At 61.8% G+C, this 18,761-nt stretch carries 21 protein-coding genes; 8 read left to right on the forward strand and 13 right to left on the reverse strand.

From position 1 onward, the window contains the following. Nucleotides 1-21 precede the first annotated feature (21 nt). Nucleotides 22-558, reverse strand: coding sequence for a peroxiredoxin-like family protein (locus EGN72_RS09185; RefSeq protein ID WP_127046796.1), 537 nt, complete (start codon nucleotides 556-558; stop codon nucleotides 22-24). A 111-nt stretch (nucleotides 559-669) separates the two neighbouring features. Here EGN72_RS09185 and EGN72_RS09190 point away from each other — a divergent pair, with 111 nt between their 5' ends. Next, entirely contained in the window at nucleotides 670-1,380 is a 711-nt protein-coding gene (locus EGN72_RS09190) for a helix-turn-helix transcriptional regulator (protein WP_127046798.1), read from the forward strand. A 16-nt stretch (nucleotides 1,381-1,396) separates the two neighbouring features. On the opposite strand, the gene EGN72_RS09195 is transcribed toward EGN72_RS09190, so the two are convergent. The 4 genes from EGN72_RS09195 to EGN72_RS09210 are packed head-to-tail and all read right to left on the reverse strand — an operon-like array spanning nucleotide 1,397 to nucleotide 5,344. Continuing rightward, nucleotides 1,397-2,605, reverse strand: coding sequence for an MFS transporter (locus EGN72_RS09195; RefSeq protein WP_127046800.1), 1,209 nt, complete (start codon nucleotides 2,603-2,605; stop codon nucleotides 1,397-1,399). Further along, nucleotides 2,602-3,096 carry a metal-dependent hydrolase gene (locus EGN72_RS09200; RefSeq protein ID WP_127046803.1) on the reverse strand — a complete coding sequence of 165 codons (495 nt, stop codon included), beginning with the start codon at nucleotides 3,094-3,096 and terminating at the stop codon, nucleotides 2,602-2,604. The genes EGN72_RS09195 and EGN72_RS09200 overlap by 4 nt, the downstream gene beginning before the upstream one ends. Then, the gene (locus EGN72_RS09205) at nucleotides 3,093-3,764 is read right to left on the reverse strand and encodes a DsbA family oxidoreductase (protein WP_127046805.1); all 672 of its coding nucleotides are present in this window, start codon (nucleotides 3,762-3,764) and stop codon (nucleotides 3,093-3,095) included. Before EGN72_RS09205 ends, EGN72_RS09200 begins: the two co-directional genes overlap by 4 nt. A 41-nt stretch (nucleotides 3,765-3,805) precedes the next feature. After that, the gene (locus EGN72_RS09210; RefSeq protein ID WP_127046806.1) at nucleotides 3,806-5,344 is read right to left on the reverse strand and encodes a class I adenylate-forming enzyme family protein; all 1,539 of its coding nucleotides are present in this window, start codon (nucleotides 5,342-5,344) and stop codon (nucleotides 3,806-3,808) included. A 105-nt stretch (nucleotides 5,345-5,449) separates the two neighbouring features. On the opposite strand from EGN72_RS09210, the gene EGN72_RS09215 reads away from it, so the two are divergent. Continuing rightward, nucleotides 5,450-6,070 (forward strand): helix-turn-helix domain-containing protein, encoded by a 621-nt coding sequence (locus tag EGN72_RS09215; RefSeq protein WP_127046809.1) that lies wholly within the window; start codon nucleotides 5,450-5,452, stop codon nucleotides 6,068-6,070. An 81-nt stretch (nucleotides 6,071-6,151) separates the two neighbouring features. Here the strand turns inward: EGN72_RS09215 and EGN72_RS09220 are convergent, their stop codons facing one another. Next, on the reverse strand, nucleotides 6,152-6,790 hold the full coding sequence (locus tag EGN72_RS09220; RefSeq protein WP_127046811.1) for a cation transporter: 639 nt from the start codon (nucleotides 6,788-6,790) through the stop codon (nucleotides 6,152-6,154). Nucleotides 6,791-6,871: 81 nt separating this feature from the next. Between EGN72_RS09220 and EGN72_RS09225 the strand changes: the two genes are divergently transcribed. Next, entirely contained in the window at nucleotides 6,872-7,324 is a 453-nt protein-coding gene (locus tag EGN72_RS09225) for a helix-turn-helix domain-containing protein (protein WP_127046813.1), read from the forward strand. Here the strand turns inward: EGN72_RS09225 and EGN72_RS09230 are convergent. The 4 genes from EGN72_RS09230 to EGN72_RS09245 all read right to left on the reverse strand — a co-directional run bounded on the left by EGN72_RS09230 (nucleotide 7,301) and on the right by EGN72_RS09245 (nucleotide 11,441). After that, nucleotides 7,301-7,717, reverse strand: coding sequence for a diacylglycerol kinase (locus EGN72_RS09230; protein ID WP_127046815.1), 417 nt, complete (start codon nucleotides 7,715-7,717; stop codon nucleotides 7,301-7,303). The two genes, EGN72_RS09225 and EGN72_RS09230, sit on opposite strands and share 24 nt — an antisense overlap. Then, nucleotides 7,707-9,350, reverse strand: coding sequence for a phosphoethanolamine transferase (locus tag EGN72_RS09235; protein ID WP_233587094.1), 1,644 nt, complete (start codon nucleotides 9,348-9,350; stop codon nucleotides 7,707-7,709). The genes EGN72_RS09230 and EGN72_RS09235 overlap by 11 nt, the downstream gene beginning before the upstream one ends. Nucleotides 9,351-9,447: 97 nt before the next feature. After that, nucleotides 9,448-9,582: an entericidin EcnA/B family protein gene (locus tag EGN72_RS09240; protein ID WP_127046818.1), complete on the reverse strand. Its 135-nt coding sequence runs from the start codon at nucleotides 9,580-9,582 to the stop codon at nucleotides 9,448-9,450. Nucleotides 9,583-9,626: 44 nt separating this feature from the next. Next, nucleotides 9,627-11,441 (reverse strand): extracellular solute-binding protein, encoded by a 1,815-nt coding sequence (locus tag EGN72_RS09245; RefSeq protein ID WP_127046820.1) that lies wholly within the window; start codon nucleotides 11,439-11,441, stop codon nucleotides 9,627-9,629. Nucleotides 11,442-11,741: 300 nt separating this feature from the next. Between EGN72_RS09245 and EGN72_RS09250 the strand changes: the two genes are divergently transcribed. Genes EGN72_RS09250 through EGN72_RS09260 form a run of 3 tightly spaced genes read left to right on the forward strand, consistent with a single transcriptional unit; the run spans nucleotide 11,742 to nucleotide 13,881 of the window. Next, nucleotides 11,742-12,515: a 3-hydroxybutyrate dehydrogenase gene (locus tag EGN72_RS09250; RefSeq protein ID WP_127046822.1), complete on the forward strand. Its 774-nt coding sequence runs from the start codon at nucleotides 11,742-11,744 to the stop codon at nucleotides 12,513-12,515. Beyond that, on the forward strand, nucleotides 12,512-12,847 hold the full coding sequence (locus EGN72_RS09255) for a pentapeptide repeat-containing protein (RefSeq protein ID WP_127046824.1): 336 nt from the start codon (nucleotides 12,512-12,514) through the stop codon (nucleotides 12,845-12,847). The genes EGN72_RS09250 and EGN72_RS09255 overlap by 4 nt, the downstream gene beginning before the upstream one ends. Then, on the forward strand, nucleotides 12,844-13,881 hold the full coding sequence (locus tag EGN72_RS09260; RefSeq protein WP_127046826.1) for a patatin-like phospholipase family protein: 1,038 nt from the start codon (nucleotides 12,844-12,846) through the stop codon (nucleotides 13,879-13,881). Before EGN72_RS09255 ends, EGN72_RS09260 begins: the two co-directional genes overlap by 4 nt. Here EGN72_RS09260 and EGN72_RS09265 read toward each other — a convergent pair. The 3 genes from EGN72_RS09265 to EGN72_RS09275 form a co-directional block, all read right to left on the reverse strand. After that, nucleotides 13,870-14,667 carry a DUF502 domain-containing protein gene (locus EGN72_RS09265; RefSeq protein ID WP_127046828.1) on the reverse strand — a complete coding sequence of 266 codons (798 nt, stop codon included), beginning with the start codon at nucleotides 14,665-14,667 and terminating at the stop codon, nucleotides 13,870-13,872. The two genes, EGN72_RS09260 and EGN72_RS09265, sit on opposite strands and share 12 nt — an antisense overlap. A 92-nt stretch (nucleotides 14,668-14,759) precedes the next feature. Then, nucleotides 14,760-15,677 (reverse strand): pseudouridine-5'-phosphate glycosidase, encoded by a 918-nt coding sequence (locus tag EGN72_RS09270; protein WP_127046830.1) that lies wholly within the window; start codon nucleotides 15,675-15,677, stop codon nucleotides 14,760-14,762. After that, entirely contained in the window at nucleotides 15,674-16,567 is an 894-nt protein-coding gene (locus EGN72_RS09275; protein ID WP_127046832.1) for a PfkB family carbohydrate kinase, read from the reverse strand. The genes EGN72_RS09270 and EGN72_RS09275 overlap by 4 nt, the downstream gene beginning before the upstream one ends. Before the next feature lie 327 nt (nucleotides 16,568-16,894). Here EGN72_RS09275 and rpsB point away from each other — a divergent pair, with 327 nt between their 5' ends. Continuing rightward, nucleotides 16,895-17,653, forward strand: coding sequence for a 30S ribosomal protein S2 (gene rpsB / locus EGN72_RS09280; RefSeq protein ID WP_127046834.1), 759 nt, complete (start codon nucleotides 16,895-16,897; stop codon nucleotides 17,651-17,653). Between the two features lie 73 nt (nucleotides 17,654-17,726). Continuing rightward, nucleotides 17,727-18,623 (forward strand): translation elongation factor Ts, encoded by an 897-nt coding sequence (gene tsf, locus EGN72_RS09285; protein ID WP_127046836.1) that lies wholly within the window; start codon nucleotides 17,727-17,729, stop codon nucleotides 18,621-18,623. The last annotated feature ends 138 nt before the right edge of the window (nucleotides 18,624-18,761 follow it).

The raw sequence follows: 18,761 nt of genomic DNA on the forward strand, positions 1-18,761 counted from the left end.
GGGGCGCGCTGGGTAAGGGCCTTAAACAGCCCCGGTATATTCGCCGCGTGCGGGATAGTTCTTGTCGATTGCGAAATCGAGTGCGGCCAGCAGTTCGCTGAAATGCGGGCGCACGAAGGGCATGGTTTGCACGCTCATGTAATACAGCGTCTGATCGGCATTCACCAAGAACAGCCCCGGTTCGGCAAACAGCGCCGGCTCCTCGATCCCGATAGAGGTTTTGCCGCGCGAGGTAGAGATATACAGCCCCCATTCCCGCGCCTTTTCCAGCGACAGCCCATGTGCAAGGCGCAGGGATTTCGCCTCGATCTTGTCGGCCATGGCCTGCGTGCGCTCTTCGGTATCGGTGGAAAGGGCAAGGGTGCCGACGCCGCGTTTGGCAAATTCGGGGGTCAGACGCTCCAGCTCTTTGAGATAGGTGGCGCAGACCGGGCAATGCAGGCCCCGGTAAAAGGTGATGACCGTGCCGCGTTCGGTGCCGGGGTTGGCCAGATCAAAACGGCCGCCGCCCAGCAGCGGCAGGTTCAGATCAGGGGTTTTGTGACGGGGAATAAGCATGGGTGTTCCTTGTGTTTGACTTGCTCTGCCGATGGTATAGCGTATTAAGTGTCGGCAATAGTCCAGTTTATCCGGCAATGCGTCCTGATATGCGGGCGAAAGGGGGCCAAGATGGACCGTTTGGGAACCTTGATCGGCGGGGTGATGGTGGGTGAGGTGCGCGCAGGCCCCAGTGTTGCGGCCAATGCGGGCCTGTGTTTGTGGATCGCGCCCGAAGGGGCGGGCCTGTGCCTGGGCTTGGGCAAGGGGTGCCCCGATGCGGCGCTGGTGTCTGCCGCGCTGCATTGGCCTTTGGGGCAGGCCTTGTTGCAGGGCGGTGCGGTGGCGTTGACGCTGGCCCCCGGCGATCCGCGCCTTGGTTTGGCCGCCTTGTTGCAGGCCGAGGTGGGCGCGCCGCGCTGTGGGGCGCAATCGCTTTTGGCGGCCTATGTCGAGGGGTTGATGGTGCATGTGCTGCGCCATGCTATCGAATCCGGTCAGCAAACCGTGGGGCTTTTGGCTGGCTTGGCAGAGCCGCGTCTGGCCCGCGCGCTGGTCGCCATTCACGATGCCCCCGCACAAGGCTGGAGCGCGCAAGCGCTGGCCGAGGAGGCCGGGATGTCCCGGTCCGCCTTCATGGGGCGGTTTCGCGATGTGGTAGGGCAAACGCCGATGGCCTATCTGCGCGGCTGGCGGTTGATGCGGGCGCAAGGCGATCTGGCGCGGGGCGGGCGGGTGGCCGAGGTGGCGCGGCGCTATGGCTATCGCAGCGCCGATGCCTTTGCCCGCGCCTATCAGGGGCATCACGGTGTGGTGCCTTCGGCTGCGCGCCCGCAGGGTTAAGCGTCTGTGTTGCGGGTCAGGTTTTGGCGTTGGGGATGGACAGCATCAGGGCCAAGGCCAGCATCGCCATCACCGCCACCCCCAGCGTGATCGGGATATAGGTGCCGTTAAAGGCCAGCCCCAAAGGTGCCGCCACCGCCACCGCCAGAACCGTGGAAATCGCCCCGGTGACAGAGGCCGCCATCCCCGCAATATGGCCCACCGGTTCCAGCGCCAGTGCGTTCAGATTGCCCAGCGTCAGCCCGGCCATGGCGAAAACCCCGATCATCCACAGCACGAAGGCGGCAAAGGCTGTATCGCCTTGCAGCGCCCCCGCCAGCGTCAGCGCGACCATGGTCGAGGACAGGATGATCTGTGCGATCAGCGTGCGGGTGATCATGACCCGCATGCCCAACCGCCCCACCAGCATCGCGTTGACCGGGCTTGCCACCCCGGCACAAAGCGCCACCAGCGCGAACCACAGCGGAAAGCTGGGGCCGCGGTCAAAGGTGGTGTCAAAGATTTGCTGGGTGCTGGACAGGGTGCCAAACAGTGCGCCAAAAATCAGGGTTTGCACGGCCATGGTGGTGACAATGGTGCGATGTGACAACACCTCGCGCAATGCTGCGAACAACGGGGCCGCGCGGAAGGGGCGGCGGCTTTCGGCGGGCAGCGTTTCGGGTTGGCGCAGCAACAGCCAAGCGCTTGAAATCGCGGCAAACAGCAGGAAGGCCGCAAAGATACTGCGCCAGCCAAAGGCCGAGATGACGCCACTGGCGGCCAAGGGGGCCACGGCTGGAACGAGGGTAAAGATCATCATGGCAAAGCTGACGATCCGCGCCATGTCGCGGCCTTTGTAAAGGTCACGCACCAGCGCCAGCGATACCACGCGCGGGGCCGCAGCCCCAAGGCCTTGCACCACACGGGCCATCAGCAGGGTTTCCAGTGTCGGCGCAAAATAGGCAGCCGCCGCCGCGATGCAGTAAAGGATGGCCCCCAGCACGATGATCCGCCGCCGCCCGAAACTATCCGACAGCGGCCCCGCGACAAAGGTGCCCAAGCCCATGCCCAGCACGAAACTGGTGATGATCAGTTGCGCGGTATTGGGGGCATCGGGGCTCAGCTCGGCTGCGATGACGGGCAGGGCGGGCAGCATGGAATCGATGGAAAAGGCAATCGTGGCAAACAGCATCGCGATCATGGCGATAAATTCGGTTTGCCCCATGCGGGTTTGGGTCTGTGTCATGCTTTCTGTGCCTTTGTGCGGGCTTGGACAAAGGTCCACAGCGCCGCCGCGATGATTGCAAGTTCCAGCAAGAACACCGGATGCAGGATGAAGTTCAGCAGCCAATGCGATTGTGCCGCCGGAACGGTGATAAGGTGAAAGAAGCGGTCTGACCATGGCCAAGCCAAGAGGATATCACCCGCAAACGTATCAAGCAGCAGGTGCAGCATGAGCCCCGCGAAAAAGCCAAGCACCGCGATAAGTGCGCGCGGCGTGAGGAACGCCACCAAGGGCAGGGTGATCGCGGCCACCGCAGCCCAGAACGCCGGGATATGCACCCAATAGCGATGGTGATGAAAGGCGCGGTCGTCGATGAGGTAAAACCAGAACAGGTCAAAATCCGGCAAAACCGCCCCAAGCATCGTGGCGGGCAGCACCCATGCCGCCGCAGGTCTGGCGCGGGCCAGCCCTTTGCCCAACAGATAGCCCGATGGCAGATGCGCAAGGATCAAAGGCGATCCTCTTGATCCGGTTCCGCCTCGGTATCCGTCAGCTTTTCCGTCAGTTCGTCAATCACTTGCAACCATGTGTCCACCGGTTGCGCGCCCGACAGCAGGTATTGCTGGGCCACCAGAAAGCCCGGCACCCCGGTCAGGCCTTTTTGCCGGGCATCGGCATCGCGGGCGATCAGATCATCGCGGTCGGCATCGGTGGCCAGCAGGCGCGCGGTGGCGGCGGCATCCATCCCCGCCTCGCCTGCGATTTCGGCAAGCGTCGCGGCATCACCGATATCGCGGCCATCGCGGAAATAGGCCCGAAAAAGCGCGCCCACCACCGCACCTTGCCGCCCCTCCAGCCCGGCCCAATGGATCAGGCGATGCGCGTCCAGCGTATTGGGCGTGCGGATGATCGCCTCGAAATTGATCTCCAGCCCGGCGGCGCGGGCAGCCTCTGCAATACGGGCATAGACCTCGACCGCTTGCAGCTTGCCGCCGAATTTCGTTTCCAGATATTCGCGGCGGTCCATCCCGCCTGTGGGCATGCCGGGGTTCAATTGAAACGGATGCCATTCCACGCTGAACGGGTGGCTGGCGCGGCTTTCCAGCGCCCGGTCCAGCAGGGTTTTCCCGATATAGCACCAAGGGCAAATGGGATCAGAGAAAATATCAAGGCGTATCATGGCATGGTCCGGCTGTTTGGGATGGGCAGACAGGGGCTACCCTATTGCGGCGGGCTTGGCGACCCTTTGACAAAGCTTTGACGCAAGCTTTTGCGGTTCAGCTTGCCATTGGCGTTGCGGGGCAGTTGCGCCATGTGGTGATAGGCGCGGGGTTGTTTGTAGCGCGCCAGTGATTGCGCGGCATGGGCGGCAAGGTCGGCCTCGGGCAGCGGGCCGGGGCTGGCGTAAAAGCAGGCGATGATGCTGGTGCCGGGTTTCACCTCTACTTCTACCGCGGCGCAATCGCTGATGCCGGGGCAACGGGCCATGGCGGCCTCTACCTCCATCGGTGAGACGCGGTAGCCGCCGGCGTTCATCATATCGTCATGGCGGCCCAGATAGGTGATGGCACCATCTTGCGCCATGCGGGCGCTGTCACCCGTCAGATACCATGGGCCCTGAAACCTGGCTTGTGTCGCGGCGGCATCACCGTAATAGCCCAGAAACAAGCCGGGGTCGCGCCGGTCCACCGCAATCACGCCTTCCGCGCCGCGCGGCACCGGGGCGCCATTTTCGCCCAGCAAGGCAATTCGGCGGCCGGGTTGGGCAAAACCGGTGCTGCCCGCCGGGGCAGGGCGCGCAGGGCTGCCAGAGATGAAGGTCGAAACCTCGGACATGCCAAAGGCTTCAAAAATCGGGGTGCCGGTCGCCTGATGCCACTGATCGCGGATCGCTTGCGGCAAGGCCTCTCCTGCCGAAAGCCCGTGGCGCAGATCGGGCAAAGCGGGCAAGGCGTGGCGCAGCATCTGGCGATAGACACCGGGGGCGGCGGCAAAGATCGTGGCGCGGGCTTCGGCCAGCCGCGCGCCCAGCGCTTGCGGCGGGGTGCCCGGCGCAGGGATCAGCGCGGTGGCCCCCATGGTCCAGGGGTCCATCAAGCCCGTGCCCAAAGTATAGGTCCAGTTGAAAGCCCCCGCATGCAGCACGCGGTCTTGCGCGGTCAGCCCATACCAGCCTTGCACCATCATCGCCCGGCCCAGAATGGCGCGATGGGCATGGGCCACCGGTTGTGGCCGCCCCGAGGTGCCCGAGGTGAAGATGATATAGGCCAGCCGGTTGGCATCGCCCAAGTCAAACGCGGCAGGCGGCAGATCATACATCGCGGCCATCGCAGCGGCCGGCAGCACCGGGCAGGGCGGGTTGGCGGGCAGCGCAATCCCCCCCGCATCCGCCACGATCAGCGCCGGGGCCACCAGATCACACAGCACCGCCACCTCGGGCGCGGTCAGCATGGCCGAAGTGGGCACCGGCACAAACCCCGCCGCGATCGCCGCCAGAAACAGCACTGGAAAAGCCACCGAATTGCCCAGCCGCATCAAGATCCTGTCACCGGGCTGCAAGCCTTGCGCCTGCAATCCGGTTGCCACACCGCCAATGGCCGCGATCAGCGTGCCATAGGTCCAATCCTCGCTGTGATCCGCCGACAGCAGCCGCAGCGCAAGCGCCTCCGGCCGCCTATTCCCCTCGGCCAGCACATGGGCGGCAAGGTTGAAAGCTTCGGGCAAGGCCGGAAAGGGCGGGGCTTCGACAAGGGACAGCATAGACCCAGTGCTAGCCCCAGCGCAGGGCAGTTGCAAGCCGCAGCGCTGCATCGTATGCCAGCCGCAGCCCAGTCCCCACCGCCCGCAGAAAAAAGGACCGACAGGATGAGCGAAGGCGAACATCTGATCCGCATCATGCGCGATGGCCAGCGGGTCGAAACCCCCGTCACCCAGCTTGACCTTGGCGCGCGGGTGCGCGAGTTGCGCAAGGCGCGGGGCTGGACGCTGGAACAAGCCGCGACCGAGGCGGGGCTGGCCCGCTCCACCCTGTCCAAAATCGAAAACGGCCAGATGTCACCCACCTATGAGGCGCTGAAAAAACTGGCCGGGGGGCTGGCGATTTCGGTGCCGCAGCTTTTTACCCCGCCCAGTCGCCATCAGGTGATGGGCCGCATGGCGGTGACAAAATCGGGCGAAGGGCAGGCCCATCCCACCACCACCTATGAACATGAACTGCTGGCCGCAGGGCTGGTGCAAAAGACCATGCTGCCCTACCGCGCCACCATCCGCGCCCGCAGCTTTGACGATTTTGATGGCTGGGTCCGCCATGACGGCGAGGAATTCCTCTATGTCCTCACCGGCATCGTCCGCCTCTATACCGAGTTTTACGAAGCTGTCGACCTGCGCCGCGGCGACAGCGCCTATTACGATGCCTCCATGGGGCATAACCTGATCAGCACATCGGATGATGATGCCACCGTGCTCTGGGTCACATCGCTGACCTGACCCCTTTCTTTTCGGCCCAAATATCCTGGGGGGTCAGGGGGGCTAGCCCCCCTGCCTTGCTTGCACCCCCGCGCTGCTGTCTCAATGCTGGTGCGGCGCGGTTTCCGCCTCGCTCTGCCCCCATTCAGACCAGGCCTGCCGCAGGATTTGCAGGCTGGAACTCAGGAACAGCCCCGCCATGATCCCCGCGACGATCAGATCCGGCCAAGCCGTCTGCGTGCCCCAAACCCCCATCGCGGCCAGCATCACCGAGACATTGCCAATCGCATCATTGCGCGAACAGAGCCAGACCGAACGGATATTGGCATCACCATCCTTATAGGCGACCAGCAGCAGAACCGAGGCAAGATTGGCCAACAGCGCCAGAAATCCAATCACCCCCATCACCGGGGCTTCGGGGCTGCCGGCCACAAACACCGCGAAAACCGTGCTGCCAAACACCCAAAGCCCCATCAACAGCAAGGAAACCCCTTTGGCCAAGGCGGCCAGACTGCGCGCAGCCATTGGCGCGCCGATCACCGCCAGTGAGATGCCATAGGTCAGCGCATCGGCAAAAAAATCCAGCGCATCGGCCTGCAATGCCTGCGACCGGGCCGCGCGGCCTGCGACCATTTCAAGGACAAACATGCTGGCGTTAATGGCGATCACCGCCCACAGGCGGCGCTTATAAGCGGCAGACATGCCGTCGAATTTGGCCCCATGACCACAGGAAGCTGACATTTCGGGGGAACCTTTCTTGCAATTGCGTTCAGATTCGCCATCTATAATCCCTCTAGTGACTAGAGCATCAAGGGGGGCGTGATGTTTTCCATCGGCCAGCTATCCAAGGACAGCGGCGTCAAGGTGCCGACCATCCGCTATTATGAAAGCATCGGCTTGCTGCCCGAACCGGGGCGCAATACAGGCAACCAGCGGCGCTATGACGGCGCTGCGCGCGACCGGCTGCGGTTTATTCACCACGCCCGCGCGCTTGGCTTTGCCGTCGATGACATCCGCGCCCTGATCAAGATGAGCGACCACCCCGAACGCCCCTGCATGGCGCTGGATCAGATTGCACGCGACCAGCTTGCCAAGACCCGGACGCGCATTGCCCGGCTGCAAGCGCTGGAGGCCGAACTGGCGCGGATCGTCGCGAATTGTGAAGGCGAGGTGGTGGGAAACTGCTCGGTGCTGGCCGCCTTGGGCGATCACAGCCAATGCGCGGGCCCGCATGGCCCGACGGCCTTGTCCCTATCCGATCAGGGATTGGCTTAGCACCACCGCCACAAACAGCGCATTCGCAATCAGCAGCGCCATCACCGACAGCGAGCCCAGATCCTTGGCATCGCGTGCCGCTTCGGACCAATGCGGGGAAACATGATCCACCAGCGCCTCAATCGCGGTGTTCAGCGCCTCTACGGCAATCAGCACGCACCACAGCAGGGCAAAGCCCAGAAAGCCCCAAAGCGGTGCCGAGATGGCCCAGAACAGCAGAAAGACCACGGGCAGGCCCAGCGCCTCATGCCGGAAGGCGGTCTCATGCCACAGTCTGCGCAGGCCCGCGATGGAATAGCTGGTGGCGGCAAACAGGTGCTTTACCCCCGTCACGCGTGGCGGACGGGGGCGCGGCGCCGGGTTCACCGGCGGGGCGTGCGGATCAGCTTTCATCGGGGTGGCACGGTGCTGTGATGTCCAGTTCGGGGACAACGGTATCTGTATGCACATCGGTCAGCCGCAACACGGTGCTGAACAGGTTATCATGGCTGAACGCCTCGTCGCGGCGTTTGGCAATGCAGGCTTTGTCGACCTCAAAGGTCTTGGCATAGTCATCAGCCATCCACATCAGCATCGGCACGCGGGTCTGGTATTCGGGGGCGACAAAATAGGGCGCGCCATGCAGGTAAAGCCCGTTTTCCCCCAGCGATTCACCATGGTCCGAGGCATAGAACAGCGCGGGCAGGGCGGCGGTTTGCTGGGCCAGAATATCAATCATGCTGGCAAGGATATGATCGGTATAAAGGATCGTGTTGTCATAGGTATTCACGATTTCTTCTGCGGAGCAGTTCTTGATCTCGGCGGTTTTGCAGGTCGGGGTAAAGCGTTCAAATTCCGGCGGATAGCGCAGGTAATAGGCCGGGCCATGGCTGCCGATCATATGCAGCACCAGCACGGTGTCTTGCGTGATGGTCTTGGCGTAATCGGCCAGCTTGTCGAGGAAAATCCCGTCCGTGCATTCCCCATCGGCGCAATAGCGCGGATCGGTGGAGGAGATCAGCGATTTCACCTCAAACCTTGCCCCGATCTGTTTGTCGCCGGTGTTATTGTCCCACCATTCAATGTGATAGCCCGCGCGCCCCAGCACATCGAGCAGGTTTTCCGAGCCAAGCCCCGCCTCATAGCTGTATTCGGAACGGCCCAGATGCGAAAACATGCAGGGCAGGGACACAGCAGTTGCCGTGCCGCAACTGGAGACATTCGAGAAATAGGCGATATCGCGTTTGGCCAGTTCGGGGTTGGTTTCGCGGGCATAGCCGCCAAGGCTCCAGTTTTGGGCGCGGGCGGTTTCGCCGGCCACGATCACCACAAGGATCGGCTTGGTAGCGCGGGCCACTTCCTCATCCGTGTGGGCATCGGTGGCATAGGGCTGCAAGGGCTGGCGCTGGGATTTCTGGATCATCCGCACATAGCGCAGCGTGGCCGAAAGCGGTGCGCCGGGCTGATAGGCCTTCATCAATTGCTTGTCGGCCCGCAGCGTCACCGAATAGGTCGCGAAATTGGTCATCAGCAGACCCACGCACAGCGCGGTTGCCCCTAGCACCGAGGCCCCCCAGATCAACGCCGCCCGCAACAGCGGCGCGCGGGTGATCCGCACCCAGAACACCAAAGCCGCAGGCAGCACCCCGGCCCAAAGCACATGGATCACAAAGCTGGCCGTGATCAGGTGTTTGGATTCCGTGACTGTCGTTGTCAGCGCGTTCTGCACCATCTCGCGGTCAATCGTAGCGCCGAGCGTGTCTTGGTAATAGGAGGTGACAGCCCCAAGGATCAGCAGAAAGGCCAGCACCGGCTTTTGCGCCCAGCGCAGCGCAAACAGCGAAGCGATCAGCCATGTCAGCGCGAAAACCGCGCCACCAAAAACAACAACAGTCAGCGTATCGCCAAAGGCTGCGGCGTTGCGCTGCCAGAAGGTGTTGTTATGCACCGCCATGATGAACAGGGCGACGAGGATATTCAGGGCAACCGGATGCAGGCTTGGCCGAAACCATGCCGTGCTGCGGGGGCGAAGGGATGTGGGAGACAACGGAGGCAGACCTTATATTGCCACGGGCCGAGAGGCGGCCTCTTGGGCGCTGATATACGCCCAAGCGGTCATTGCCTCAAGTCACATCTCGGTGGCCTCAGAACATATCCGACACCATGTTAGAGGCCGAAGACAGGTCGCGACCGATCCCGTCAACCGTGCCGCAAGCCGCCAGCGCCGCCAGCAGCAAAAGCGCCATCGCCGGGCGCAGGAATGCTGTTTTGCCTCTCATCACTGTCTCTTCCTCTTGGCTTACCGGGCTTTGCGCCGGTTTTATCATTTCTCATACCACCAGACATCCGGTTGAAAGCCCGGCCAATCCCCATAAACTGGGAGAGTTGCAGGGTATTTCAATTCCTTCACATGGGCCAGACGCGAATATTTTGAAAACCAGAACGGCACGACATAGCGCCCCGCGGTCAGCACCCGGTCCAGCGCGCGGGTCGCGGCGACAAAATCCTCTTGGCTGGTCGCGCTGAGCAAGGTGGCGATCAGCGCCTCGGCCGCGGGGGAGTTCATGCCCATCAGGTTGCGGCTGCCCGGTTCAGTCACACCTGCGGCCCCCCAGTAGAAGGTTTGCTCATTGCCCGGTGACAGCGACATGTTCCGGATCATATGGGTCATGTCGAAATCATAGGCATTGGTGCGTTCGGTCATTTGGGCGCTGTCGATGGTGGTCAGCGTGGCTGTGATGCCCAAGGGTTTCAGCGCCTCGATATACATATTGGCGATGGTGATCACCTCTGACGCGCCATTGGTCAGCAAAATCTCGAAGGTAAAGGGTTGGCCTTCGGCGTTTTTCAGCACGCCATCGCTATCGGCGGTCCAGCCTGCCTCCTCAAGCAGTTTCTTGGCGGCGCGGATGTTGCGGCGGTTGGTGGCCCCATCGGCCACGGGCAGGGCATAGCCTTCGATCGTGCCGGGGGGCAGACCTTCGGCGAAGGGTTGCAGCAGCTCCAGCTCACGCCCCGTAGCAGGTGCACCCGGTTCCATGCCCAGAACCGAGTTGTGGAAATAAGATTGAATGCGTGGTGCTGTGCCTCCGGTGATCGTGGTGTTGATCTGTTCAAAGTTGAACGCAAGGATCAGCGCCTCGCGCACGCGCCAGTCCTTGAACCTGTCGCGGCGGGTGTTCATCACAAAGCCGTCGATGCCCGAGGGGCGGCTGTGCGGAACCTCCGATTTCACGATGTCACCGGATTGCACGGCGGGGAAATTATACTGCTCCTCCCACTTGGCGGCATTGGTTTCGCGGTAGCTGGTGATCTCTCCGGCCTTGAAGGCTTCGAATACCACGCCGCCATCACCGAAATAATCGTAGCGCACCTCGTCCAAATTGTGACGGCCCTTGTTGAAGGCCAGATCCTTGCCCCACCAATCCGGGTTTTTGACAAAAGAGATGAAGCGCCCGGTTTCAAACGGCCCCACCATATAGGGACCAGAGCCGATAGGGGCCTCCAGCGTGGATTCGGTGAAATCCTTGCCTTCCCATTGCGCTTTTTTCAGCACCGGGCGCAGGCCAAGGATCAGCGGAAGCTCGCGATCCTCGGTGTTGAAGGTGAATTTGACCGAACGCGGGCCGGTGATTTCGGCGCTGGCGACCTTGGTCCAACTGTTGAGGTAACGCGGATGACCAATGGTGCCGAGGGTCTGAAAGGACCAAAGCACATCTTCGGCCGTCACCGGGCTGCCATCCGAGAATTTTGCCTCCTCGCGCAGGGTGAATTCCACGAAACTGCGGGCCGCATCCGTCTCCACCGATTCGGCCAGAAGCCCATAAAGCGTAAAGGGTTCGTCATAAGACCGGCCCAGCAGGGTTTCCGTCGTCAGCCCCGATTGGCCCCAAGGCGCGCGGCCCTTCAGGATGAAAGGGTTAAGCGAATCGAAACTGCCCGATTCGCCAAAAACGATGCGCCCGCCTGCCGGTGCATCGGGGTTTGCATAGGGGAGAGACACAAAATCAGGTGGAAGTGCGGGTTCGCCATACATAGCTATGGCATGTTTCGGCTCTGCCAGGGCGGGAATCGCTGCCGCGCAGAGCAAAATCCCCGCTGTTGCATGACGTAGATTTGCGAAAAATTGATGTTTCATTCCGGCAACAATCCCAATTACCCAAGGTTTCTTGGCCCAGACACTACGGTTGGTAATGTGGTTTTTCAAACTTTTAACTTGGCCCCGGGCAACTTACCGCGTATAAAGTAGAAACTGCTCGATAGGTTTCTTGCCTGTATGAAACCTGCCTCAATAACTTAACGCCAGCTTCGCGCTGGCGTTTTTTTTTGCCCGCTTCTCACTCGGCCCTCAGTCATCCTGGTGATTTGTTACGCCAAGCATTTCTTTCCGGCCCCGAGGGTGTATTGATTGTGCAACCGCAGAAATCAGGAGCTTATCATGTCGCTTGCAGGAAAAACCGCCATCGTCACCGGGTCCAACTCTGGCATTGGGCTGGGGGTGGCGCATGAACTGGCGCGCGCGGGCGCCGATGTGGTCATCAACTCTTTCACCGACCGGCCCGAAGATCATGCACTGGCCGCCGAGATTGCAGCGGAACATGGCGTCTCTGTGCGCTATATCGCTGCGGATATGTCGGATGCAGGTGCCTGCCGCGCGCTGATCACGAAAGCTGGGGCCTGCGATATTCTGGTGAACAATGCGGGCATCCAATATGTCGCGGGGATTGACGAATTTCCGGTCGACAAGTGGAACGCCATTCTGGCCATCAACCTGAGTTCGGCTTTTCACACCACAGCGGCAGCCTTGCCTTTGATGCGGGCCAATGGCTGGGGCCGGGTGATCAATGTGGCCTCGGCGCATGGGCTGACGGCCAGCCCCTATAAATCGGCCTATGTCGCGGCAAAACACGGGGTGGTGGGCCTGTCCAAGGTGACGGCGCTGGAAACGGCGGGCGAAGGCATCACCTGCAACGCGGTTTGCCCCGGCTATGTGCTGACACCGTTGGTCGAGGCGCAGATCCCCGATCAGATGAAAAAGCACAACATGGACCGCGACACGGTCATCAAGGAAGTGATGCTGGAACGCCAGCCCAGCCGCCAGTTCGCCACCACGGCGCAAATCGGTGGCACGGTGGCCTTTCTGTGTTCGGCGGCGGCGGATCAGATCACCGGGACGACGATTTCGGTGGATGGCGGCTGGACTGCGCTATGACCAAGGAAAACCAGACGGAGGCGGGCCGCGAGACGCTGAACATCGACAACATGTTCCTCTGCGGGTCCAGCTTCAGCCGGGTCAGCCTGTCGCGCGGCACCTTCCGCGATTCGGTGCTGACGGATGCGTTGTTTGATGATGCCAATATGACGGCGGCGCAGTTTGAAAATGTGAACCTTTCGGGGGCCAAGCTGCATAACGTGAACCTGTCGGGTGCTGCGATAGATTTCGCCAATCTGCGGGATCTGGCACTGACCAATGTTGATATCACCGGCATGACGATTGACGGCATCTTGCTGTCGGACCTGCTGGCGCATTGGGATAGCAAGTGACGCCGGTTCGGGTGAACCTTGCGCTGCAAGGCGGCGGCGCGCATGGGGCCTTTACCTGGGGCGTGCTGGACCGGCTGCTGGAGGAGGACTGGCTGGAGATTGCCGCGATTTCCGGCACCTCGGCCGGGGCGCTGAATGGGGCGGCGCTGAAATCCGGTTTGGTCAGTGGCGGGCGCGAAGGGGCGCGGGCCGCGCTGGCGACGCTTTGGGCGGCGGTGGGCCGGGTTGGCGATATGCGGCTCAGCGCGTGGATGCAGCCGGTTCTGCCTTATGCTGCGGCCCTGACCGATATTTGGGAAACCGCGTTTTCCACCTCGCCGCAAGGCATCGCGGCGCAACTGTTTTCCCCCTATGCCTTGGGCGATGCTTGGCAAAACCCCTTGGCCCCGGTGGTCGCGGATTTTGATTTCTCTACCGTCTGCGCCCATGCCGGGCCGCGCCTGTTCATCAATGCCACCAATGTGCGCAGCGGCAAGATCGGCGTGTTTGAAGGGCAAAAGATCACGCCCGAGGCGATCTTGGCCTCGGGTTGTTTGCCCAACGCGTTTCAAGCGGTCGAGGTGCCAGACCCGGTGACCGGCAAGATGGAGGCGTGGTGGGATGGCGGCTATTCCGGCAACCCCGCGCTGTTTCCTTTGTATGACAAGGGCTTGCCGGACGATCTTATCATCGTCGCGATCAACCCGATTTACCGCGACAGCGTGCCCAAAACCCCGCTGGAGATTCAGAACCGCATCAATGAAATCAGCTTCAACGCACCATTGTTGCGCGATTTGCGGGCGATTGCCTTTGTCCAACGCCTGTTGGCGCAGGGCCGGCTAGAGCCGGGCAGCATGAAGGATATCTCGCTGCATCTGATCGCCGATGATCCGCTGATGAATGACCTGTCGGCCAGCAGCAAGCTGTTGCCAACCCCGGCGCTTCTGGCGCGGTTGAAAGCGGCAGGGCGCGCGGCGGCGGATGGGTTTTTGGCGCAGCATGGCGGCACGCTGGGCAAGCGCGGCACCGTGGACCCGATGGCGCTACTTGACTGATGCGGGGGGCTGGGTGACGGGCACGCCGTCTTTGTCCTTGCCATTGGGATAGACCAACCCGGCCGAGATGATCAGCTTGGCAGCATCCTCGATCTTCATGTCCAGCATCCGCACATCGGTAGAGGGCACAAACAGCAAAAAGCCCGAGGTGGGGTTGGGCGTGGTGGGCAGAAACACCGACAGCATTTCGTCATGTTCGGGGAATGTCGCCGCAATTTCACCCTTGGCGGTGGTCGAGATGAAGCCGATGGCCCAGATCCCCTCTTTCGGGTATTCCACCAGACAGGCTTTTTCAAAATTCTGGTCGGTCTGCGCGAAAACGGTTTCGGCGATTTGCTTGATGCCGCTGTAGATGGTGCGCACAACCGGGGTGCGATCCACCAGCCGTTCGGCCCAATGCAGGAACGACCGCCCGATCAGCCCGCGCGCGATCCAGCCCATGAAAATGGTAAAGACGAGGAAGATGATAACCCCGGTCCCGCGCAGGTTGATGCCGTTTTCCTTGCAAAAGAACGGCGGCTTTGCCGGGTCCGAAGTCCAGAAGCGCGACAACCCGGTCGGCGTCTCGGTCAATGAGGGGCAGAACCAATAGCCGAACCATTCTGACGGCTGGTATTTTTCGGGGATGAAGGGCAGCACAAAGCCATCAATCCAGCCCGTCACCGTCCAGATCAGATACAACGTCAGGCCAATCGGCAGCACCACCACCAGCCCGGTCAGGAAACTGGTGCGCAAGCCCGCGATCAAGCCACGCTTTTTCGGATTGGGTGATTGCTGTTCGGTCATTCCAAGCCTTCTGGCCAAACCCACGGGACGCAGCGCAATTTAAGCGGCGCCGGGGGCGACTACAATGGGCCAAGGGCGGCTTTTGCCGCCAATCACCGCGCTTTGGCGATTTCTTTTGCGATTTCAGCGCCCAACCGGGCATTGGCGCGCACAAGGGCAATATTCGCGGTAAGTGAGCGGCCCTCGGTCAAGGCAAAGATCCGGTCCAGCAGGAAAGGCGTCACCGATTTCGCGGCGATGCCTTGGGCCTCTGCTTCCGTCAGCGCCTGTTCGATCATCGGCAGGATCTGCGGCAGCGGGATTTCATCGGCCAGCGGGATCGGGTTGGCGACCAGCTGACCACCGCTCAACCCCAACCGCGCGCGCATCACGTGGGCGGCGGCAATCTCGGCCGCGCTGTCAAAGCGAAGAGGCGCCATCAGGCCCGATGAGCGGGCCCAGAAGGCTGGCATTTCCGATTGGCCAAACGCGATCACGGGAACGCCAAGGGTTTCCAGCACTTCCAGCGTCTTGGGAATGTCCAGAATGGCCTTGGCCCCGGCTGCCACCACGGTCACAGCGGTTTGCGCAAGTTCTTGCAAATCGGCGGAAATGTCGAAACTGGTTTCGGCACCGCGATGCACGCCGCCAATACCACCGGTGGCAAACACGTCAATTCCGGCCAGTCTCGCGCCGATCATGGTTGCGGCCACCGTTGTGGCCCCGGTATCGCCCGAGATCAGGCACGCGGCCATATCGGCGCGCGACAGTTTGCGCGCATCTGGTGTTTTGGCAAGTTTATCAAGCTGTTCCGGCGACAAACCAATGTGGATTTGCCCCCCCATCACGGCAATGGTGGCCGGAATGGCACCTGCGTCGCGGATGTCTTGTTCCACGGTCAGGGCCATGTCGCGGTTTTGCGGGAAGGGCATGCCATGGGTGATGATGGTGCTTTCCAAGGCCACGACGGGGCGTCCCTCGGACAGGGCCAAGGCAACTTCGGGCAGCAGGCAAAGGGGCGCTTGGGTCATGTTCCGATATCTCCTGAAACGTAGTCGGCGGCGGCGGCGATGGCACGGTGCAGCGCCTCTTGCCGCGGGGCGTTGTTGCGGGTGGCCACGATATGCGCGGCCATGAATGTATCGCCCGCGCCGGTCACACGGGCCACCATGACCTGCGGCGGGGTGGCGCTGATGACACCCGCGCCGCGCGTGCCTTCGGCGCAGGCCTCGCCGCCATGGGTCACCAGCACCCGCGCAGCCCCCCGCGCCAGCAAGGCTTCGGCAGCCTCGGGGGCCGAGGCAAAGGCGGCTTTTGCCAAAAGCCCCGCTTCTTCAAGGTTGACATAAAGCGTCGCGCTGGGATGGGTCAGCAGCGGCAGCAAGCGTTCGGCCTTGCCGGGGCTCGCCGGGGCCACGCGCAAATCGGCGCGGGCAAACAGCGGCGAGGTGGCGATCTGCGCCAAAAGCGCCTCTGTCAGGTTGCCATCCAGCGCGATCATGCCGCGATAAGGGGCCTCGGCGCTGCCCAGACGGCCATCGGCCAAGGGGCGCAAAATTTTGTCGCCCGCCGCTTCCAGCGAATGTGCATCGGCAATCGCCGCAATCAACCCATTCGCCCCTTCCACCGCCATATACACATCGGTGGGCAAATCTTCGGACCGGTAGAGCGTTTCTGTGATCAGCCCCATATCGGCACAGCGCGCGGCCAGGTCCAGCCCTTCGGCATCCTGCCCGACAGCCGACAGCAGCGCCGGCGTCAGCCCGAAGCGCCGCAGCGTCATCGCGATGTTCAGCGCCACGCCCCCCGGCAACCGTGTGATGCGCCCCGGCACGTCAGACCCCAGCCGCATCGCGGCGGGCGAGCGGCCGATCACATCCCACAGGACGGACCCAATGCAAAGAATATCGGCGGTTTTCATGGCATGGCTTTTCGCCCAATCCCCGCGCTTGCGCAAGTGGGATGCTGGGCGCCGGCTAAGCGGCCTTTTCGCCGCGCCGTGTCACAGGTATTTAAGGCCAAGATGAAACGGACCGGGCTTCATCTTGGCCCAAATACCTAAAAAACGGCAGGGCTGGGCCAAAACGCAGGGCAGGGGGCTTGTCATCGGCCAAAAGGCGCGGTAAGGGCAGCGCACTTCACAGGTGGGGCTTGGGCCGTTTCGGGGAGAAATCCCGAAAGGTCCGCCGGTTGGAACGCAAGTTCTGAAGACGGCCCTGCCGAGGATCAAACCGGAAAAGGATAAGGCATGGCTCTTCCTGAGTTCACCATGCGTCAGCTGTTGGAAGCTGGCGTTCACTACGGTCACCAGACCGCACGTTGGAACCCGAAGATGGGTGAATACATCTACGGCGACCGCAACGGCATTCACATTCTTGACCTGACGCAGACCGTCCCGATGCTGGACCAGGCGCTCAAGGTTGTGCGCGACACGGTTGCCAAGGGTGGCCGCATTCTGTTCGTCGGCACCAAGCGTCAGGCCCAGAAAGCTGTGGCCGAAGCTGCCGAGAAATCCGCGCAGTTCTACATGAACCACCGCTGGCTTGGCGGCACGCTGACCAACTGGAAAACCGTTTCCCAGTCGATCCAGCGTCTGAAGCAATTTGACGAGCTGCTGGCCAATGGCGCCGAAGGCTTGACCAAGAAAGAGCGTCTGAACATGGAACGCGAGCAGGCGAAGCTTCAGGCTTCCTTGGGCGGCATCCGTGAAATGGGCGGCACCCCGGACCTGATCTTCATCATCGACGTTGGCAAGGAAGACCTTGCGATCCTCGAAGCCAAAAAGCTGGGCATCCCGGTTGTGGCCGTGGTGGATACCAACTGCTCGCCCAAAGGCGTTGACTATGTGATCCCGGGCAACGATGACGCCGCCCGCGCGATTGCACTGTATTGCGATCTGGTATCGCGCGCAGCGCTTGACGGTATGTCGGCCCAGATGGGCGCTGCCGGGATCGACCTTGGCGCTTTGGAAGAAGCACCTGAGGAAGAAGCCGTCGCCGACGCCTGAGGCCTGTCGTCTTATTGTTACCCGGTGGGGGTAAGCCCCGCCGGGACATCCGCATGATATGAGGAGAAACACCATGGCGATTACCGCACAGATGGTGAAAGAACTGCGTGAAATGTCCGGCGCGGGCATGATGGACGCGAAAAAAGCCCTGACCGAAGTCAACGGCGACATGGAAGCCGCCATCGACTGGCTGCGCACCAAGGGCCTTGCTAAGGCTGCCAAGAAAGCTGACCGCATCGCCGCCGAAGGTTTGGTGGGTGTGGCTGTTTCCGGTGGCAAGGGTGTTGCTGTCGAAATCAACTCTGAAACCGATTTTGTCGCCAAGAACGCCGATTTCCAGAAGCTGGTCGCAAGCGTGACCGAAGCGGCTGTGGGCGTGACCTCGGTCGAAGAACTGGCGGCTGCAAAGGTTGCTGGCAAATCGGTCGAAGACACCATCACCTCGGCTGTGGCTGTGATCGGCGAGAAAATCTCGCTGCGTCGTATGGCAATGGTCGAAGGCGACAGCGTTGCCGCCTATGTGCACAACGCCGCTGCCGATGGCATGGGCAAAATCGGCGTGCTGGTGGCTGTGAAAGGCGCTGACAACGGGATTGCAAAGCAGATTGCCATGCATATCGCCGCAACTGCACCGCTGGCCCTGTCCGAAGCCGATCTGGACCCGGCTGTGGTAGAGCGTGAGCGCACCGTGCAGACCCAGAAAGCCCTGGAAGAAAACGCATCTTCGGCCAAGCCGAAGCCGGATTCGGTGATTGAGAACAACATCATTCCGGGCCGGATGAAGAAGTTTCTGGAAGAAAACACCCTGTTGGGCCAGAAGTTCGTCATGAACCCCGATATCACCGTGGCCCAAGCGGCCAAGGATGCGGGCGTTGAAGTGACCTCTTTCGTGCGCGTTGCCGTTGGTGAAGGCATCGAGAAGAAAGAAGAAGACTTCGCCGCAGAAGTGGCAAAAACGCTGGCGGGCTAAGCCACCGCGTGAACAGCGATCAGCGGCCCGGTGCACACCGGGCCGCTTTTTCATGCGCGGGTATTGCATAAAAAGGGGTGCAGGTGGTCCAACCGAAATTGCGATCAAAACCCACCTGCGCGTTCCATCTAGGCCAAA

Source organism: Pseudorhodobacter sp. E13 (assembly GCF_003991405.1).
Taxonomy (GTDB): Bacteria; Pseudomonadota; Alphaproteobacteria; order Rhodobacterales; family Rhodobacteraceae; genus Pseudorhodobacter.